The 4,645-nt window shown below is 44.6% G+C and carries 4 protein-coding genes; 3 read left to right on the top strand and 1 reads right to left on the bottom strand.

The genetic code is table 11. The features are described from left to right. Positions 1 to 794: polyamine aminopropyltransferase (speE, locus tag AC29Z1_RS13815; RefSeq protein WP_488272036.1), on the bottom strand; the 794-nt coding region annotated here is incomplete at its 3' end. Between the two features lie 198 nt (positions 795 to 992). On the opposite strand from speE, the gene AC29Z1_RS13810 reads away from it, so the two are divergent. Genes AC29Z1_RS13810 through AC29Z1_RS13800 form a run of 3 tightly spaced genes read left to right on the top strand, consistent with a single transcriptional unit; the run spans position 993 to position 4,441 of the window. After that, on the top strand, positions 993 to 2,465 hold the full coding sequence (locus tag AC29Z1_RS13810; protein ID WP_488272035.1) for a TIGR02677 family protein: 1,473 nt from the start codon (positions 993 to 995) through the stop codon (positions 2,463 to 2,465). A gap of 25 nt (positions 2,466 to 2,490) precedes the next feature. Continuing rightward, the gene (locus tag AC29Z1_RS13805; protein WP_488272034.1) at positions 2,491 to 3,708 is read left to right on the top strand and encodes a TIGR02678 family protein; all 1,218 of its coding nucleotides are present in this window, start codon (positions 2,491 to 2,493) and stop codon (positions 3,706 to 3,708) included. Next, on the top strand, positions 3,695 to 4,441 hold the full coding sequence (locus tag AC29Z1_RS13800) for a hypothetical protein (RefSeq protein ID WP_488272033.1): 747 nt from the start codon (positions 3,695 to 3,697) through the stop codon (positions 4,439 to 4,441). Before AC29Z1_RS13805 ends, AC29Z1_RS13800 begins: the two co-directional genes overlap by 14 nt. The last annotated feature ends 204 nt before the right edge of the window (positions 4,442 to 4,645 follow it).

Here is a 4,645-nt window from a genome sequence, read left to right as displayed (position 1 = left end):
CTTTTCTGAATATCCCGGTTATAATAGCGAGTACCCGGAATCTCCGGTATCTGTGAAATATCAACGTTGTTGGGATCATACTGCTTAGAACCAATCGTAAAGCAATGCAAGCCGCCGGGATAAATAGGAATATTAGCTAAATATAAGCGAGTAATAGGGAATAGCGATGAAATATCTTTGTATAATCGTTTTATCAGCTCCTGATGATAAAACGGAGACTCGGTCTGCTGCACAAATAGTCCATCAGGCTTTAATGCTTTATGTACATTCTTATAAAATTCATGAGTAAACAGGCCTTCTCCTGGTCCAATCGGATCAGAACAGTCCACTATGATGACATCGTATTTGTTTTCCACTTCCTGCATATATTTAATTCCGTCACAAATCATGAGACTCAGCTTCGGATGGTTTTCAATTAGCGCTACACTGATTTCCGGCAAATATTTTTTACAAACATCCACTACCATGCCATCAATCTCTACCATCTCAGCCACTTCTACTGAATGATGCTTAACGACTTCACGGATGGTGCCACCATCACCACCACCGATAACCAGCACGTTTTTAGGATTAGGATGTACGAATAGCGGTACATGGGCAATCATTTCATGGTAGATATACTCATCAACAATTGAGGTTTGAAAAACACCGTCTAATACTAACATCCGACCAAACTCATGGGAATCAACGACTGCAATCTCCTGAAATTCTGACCGCCCTGTATAGAGTGTTTCTTTTATCCTGACGGTGAGTCCCAAATTTGCGGTTTGATACTCTGTATACCATAACTCCATGTATAATGTCCCCCTTACATGTTAGCTCTACTTCTATTCTACCTTATATAGTTTGTGTAGTCATAAATTTTATCACACAAATTCCATTATTTAAAGGCAAATCCCTGCAAACAGTATCATCTAAATAAAAGGATTTATGTCGTAAAACACCGAAATTAAGCAGGAACAAAAAATATTAGCAAATAGGAGCTTATTTTTATGTATGAACAACATCTGAAACCCATTACAGAAGCTACCTATCTAACAGCAGAAAATGCCTGGCGCTACCGGAGTATCTTACGCTTTTTTTATATACAGCATGAAAAACTAAAACACTACCTATATCCTGAAGAAATTTATTCCTACTTAAAACAGGACCCGTATTTCGCCGAGTATACCGAAGACCAGTTGCAGTCTGACTTAAAACAGCTTAGCGATTGGAAAAATATCATCCCCCGCCAAGAAACCGGACGGGTGGCAACCATTGAGGACTTTAAAAAGAAAAAGTTTCGCTACCAATGCACTCCTTATACTATTGAAATCGAACGGATGGTAGAAAAACTGCATGAACTGGGACAATCCTTCGGCGGTTCACTGGAAGCTACACTCTTCGACAGACTATTGGCTGCCTTACGGCGCTTTGCTGAAAGCGCCAATACATTAGCAGGTGCAGAAATCAATCAAGCTTGGGAAGATGTCTATAGCTATTTCCGTAAAATTGTAGAAAACGCCTCCAACTATATCGCCTATCTTAAGAGTGAAAAAGTAGAAGAACGCATGATGAATGAAGCCTTTCTTGCCTATAAAGATGCGTTTTCCGAATATATCCGACGTTTTATTCTGGGATTACAACACGCTTCTTATAATATTGAGACCATACTCAAACAAATTCCCCCCGAGCAGTTTACCCAGGCAGCCGAAAAAATTGCCGACTACCAGCTTAGCATTCCCCGCCTGGACGAAAAGCTGAACCGGTTACAGCTTATCGAACGCTACCAGGACCAATGGACAAGCCTTAACGAATGGTTTTTCGGAAGATCAGGTCATTACTGCGAACTTCTCTCCCTGGAACGCGCAACCACCGATACCATCCGCCGCATTACGCGGTTTGCCCAGCGCCTCGGGGAACGGCAGCATGCCGTACGCAGCCGCTACCGAGATTACCTGTATCCGGCTGCCTGGTTTGACCGTTTAGACGATATCCGTGCTGCCCATGAGCTGTCAGCCGTTTTATTCGGTACGTCCGGCATTCGTCATATCTATGCCGAACATGCCGAAAGCGAAGACATGGACAGTCTGATTTGGGATAATCCGCCGACAGCCGTAACGGTAAAACCCAGTGTCAATACCTACCGTGAAAAAACCAAACCAGGTGCAGTTGTTAACCACACAGCCGAAAAAGAAACGGCCCGTGCCGAATACATTAAAGCCAAAGCACAGGAACAGGCCCTCATTGACCAACTCATTGACGGCAATCGCATTGTCATTGCCTCCTTAGGTGAGCAGGAACCGTTTATTCGTAAAACCCTGTTGCACTGGATTGGCAAATGCATGGCAAGTCCCACCCATACTGCCAAAACCGAAACCGGGCGTCAAATCCGCCTTATCCGGCTAAGTGACCGCCCAGTCACCCTCACTTGTTCTGACGGCAGACTGACCCTGCCTGATTTCGCCTTTGAATTCTTGGCCTAAGTTTAAAAATAAAAGGAGCATCTGTATGGCCAGTATAATTGAAAAATTCGATGACGAAGACCGGGAAGCAGCCCTTCATCTACTAGAAAACTATTGGATCATCCGCGATAAGAACCCGGACATATACCAGCATATCCGCCGGCGCGAAAAAGCACTCCGCAGCTATTTTGCCGACAAATGCGGGTTTCAGTTAATTGTACACAGGCAATTTATTAAGCTGGAAAAAATCCCCGCCAAACCTGCCAGTTGGATGGGGTTTAGCGCTTTGCAACATCCGCGGGATTATGCGCTGCTCTGCTGTCTGCTGGCCTTTCTAGAAGAAAAGAGCATTGACGAACAATTCCTACTTAGCGACCTGTGTGAAAGCTTGTTGGTTATTTATCCCCAAAATGAACATACTGGCGAACCCAAGATCAATTGGGAAAGCTACGAATGCCGTAAATCCTTGGTACGGGTGCTGACCCTGGCATGTGATTACCAAATTGTAACCAAAGTCGATGGGGATATCCCCGGATTTATGAATAGCGCTGACAGTGAAGCTTTATTTGAAGTACCGATCATGTCCCGCTATTTTTTGCGCTCCTATCCTAAAGATTTATGCCAATATAACTCTATCGAAGAATTGCTGGCGTCAGAACACGCGGATGACAATGAACTGACCAGACGAATCCGTAAACACCGTGTTTACCGGGAACTTTATCTAACACCAGGATATGAACGATGTGACGCCAAAGAAGATGACTTTTTCTATCTTAGAAATATGCGCAACCGTCTGCGGGAAGACATAGAAGAACATAGTCTATTTACATTTGAATTATACAAAGATGTTGCTATGCTCACCGTACCGGGGGACAGACGGTTTCAACTCACCACCTTTCCGGACAGAAGCGGTATCTCCGGAGTTATGCTGCACTTTGCCGCCATAGTCCGTGATTACTGGTCAACTAACAGAGCAACTGGCGAACACCAACTCAGTTTTACTCCGGTAGAATTTGACCGCTTAGTAGAAAAGTGCCGAAAAACCAGCGGTTCGGGTTGGACTAAGGAATACCGGGATATGCCCTTAAGCCGCCTTACAAAAGAACTGCTGACAGCACTGATGGATTGGAAGATGGCCAGGATACACCCTGAACTCGGCCTGATAATCTTAAGTCCACTGCTTGGCCGGACAATTGGTGTGTACCCCAGCGACTACCATCCTGAAAAACATAAAATAATGGAGACAAATAATGAACACGAATAAATGGCAAATGCATCGCGCCGGATTTCTTAATTTTTGGTACTACGATCAGGAAGAATTTTTGTTCTCTGACGGTAAACTGCTGCTTAGAGGACTTAATGGTTCCGGTAAATCCATTACCATGCAAAGCTTGATTACCGTACTCTTAGATGGCAAAATTGCCGCCAACCGATTAGACCCCTTTGGCTCCAAAGACCGGCGCATGGAAGACTACCTTTTAGGCGAAAAGGATGTTGTTGACCGCGAAGAGCGTACAGGTTATCTCTATCTGGAATACAAACGCGAGCACAGTGAGCAATATCTGACCACTGGTATCGGGCTTAAAGCCAAGCGTGGTGCCAGTCTGGATTTTTGGGGCTTTGTGATTACCGATAACCGCCGTATCAACTACGAATTGTCCCTGGCTAAAACAGAATACAATGCGGATGGCAAACCAGAAAAAATTCCGCTCACCCGCGGCGAGTTAGAACGAGTCATTACTCCGCAAGGCGGCTTTGTCGTCCGCAGCCAAAGCGAATATGCCGCTCTTGTCAATAAATATGTTTTTGGTTTTGCTTCTATCGAAAATTATAAAGACCTTATGGAATTGTTAATCCAATTGCGCAGTCCCAAACTGTCCAAAGATTTCCGCCCCAGCGTCATTCACGAAATTCTGACCAACTCACTGCCCGCCTTGTCTGACGAGGAACTGCGCCCGCTTTCTGATACCATTGAAAATATGGAACAAACCTGCTGACGCAAAGTATACAGCGTCTGTATGAAGATACGACTTGGCAGGATGTACTCAAACCGGCAGAAATCGCCTTCAAACGCCAGGAAGACAGTTGGCGCAAACAGGCACTGGAACTTACACTCCAAAGTAATCAGAAAAAACTTGAACACCAGCAGTTAGAAGCCGAGCTACAGTCCTGGAAAACCAAAAAAGACCCTGAACCAACAC

The organism is Sporomusa sp. (assembly GCF_057736855.1).
Note: the sequence above shows the minus strand (reverse complement) of the source record. Positions and strands in the feature narration are given on the sequence as shown.

Bases quoted from the DNA above. Each gene is read 5' to 3' on its own strand.
- AC29Z1_RS13810 (WP_488272035.1), top strand. From the start codon at position 993: ATGTATGAACAACATCTGAAACCCATTACAGAAGCTACCTATCTAACA.
- AC29Z1_RS13805 (WP_488272034.1), top strand. From the start codon at position 2,491: ATGGCCAGTATAATTGAAAAATTCGATGACGAAGACCGGGAAGCAGCC.
- AC29Z1_RS13800 (WP_488272033.1), top strand. From the start codon at position 3,695: ATGAACACGAATAAATGGCAAATGCATCGCGCCGGATTTCTTAATTTT.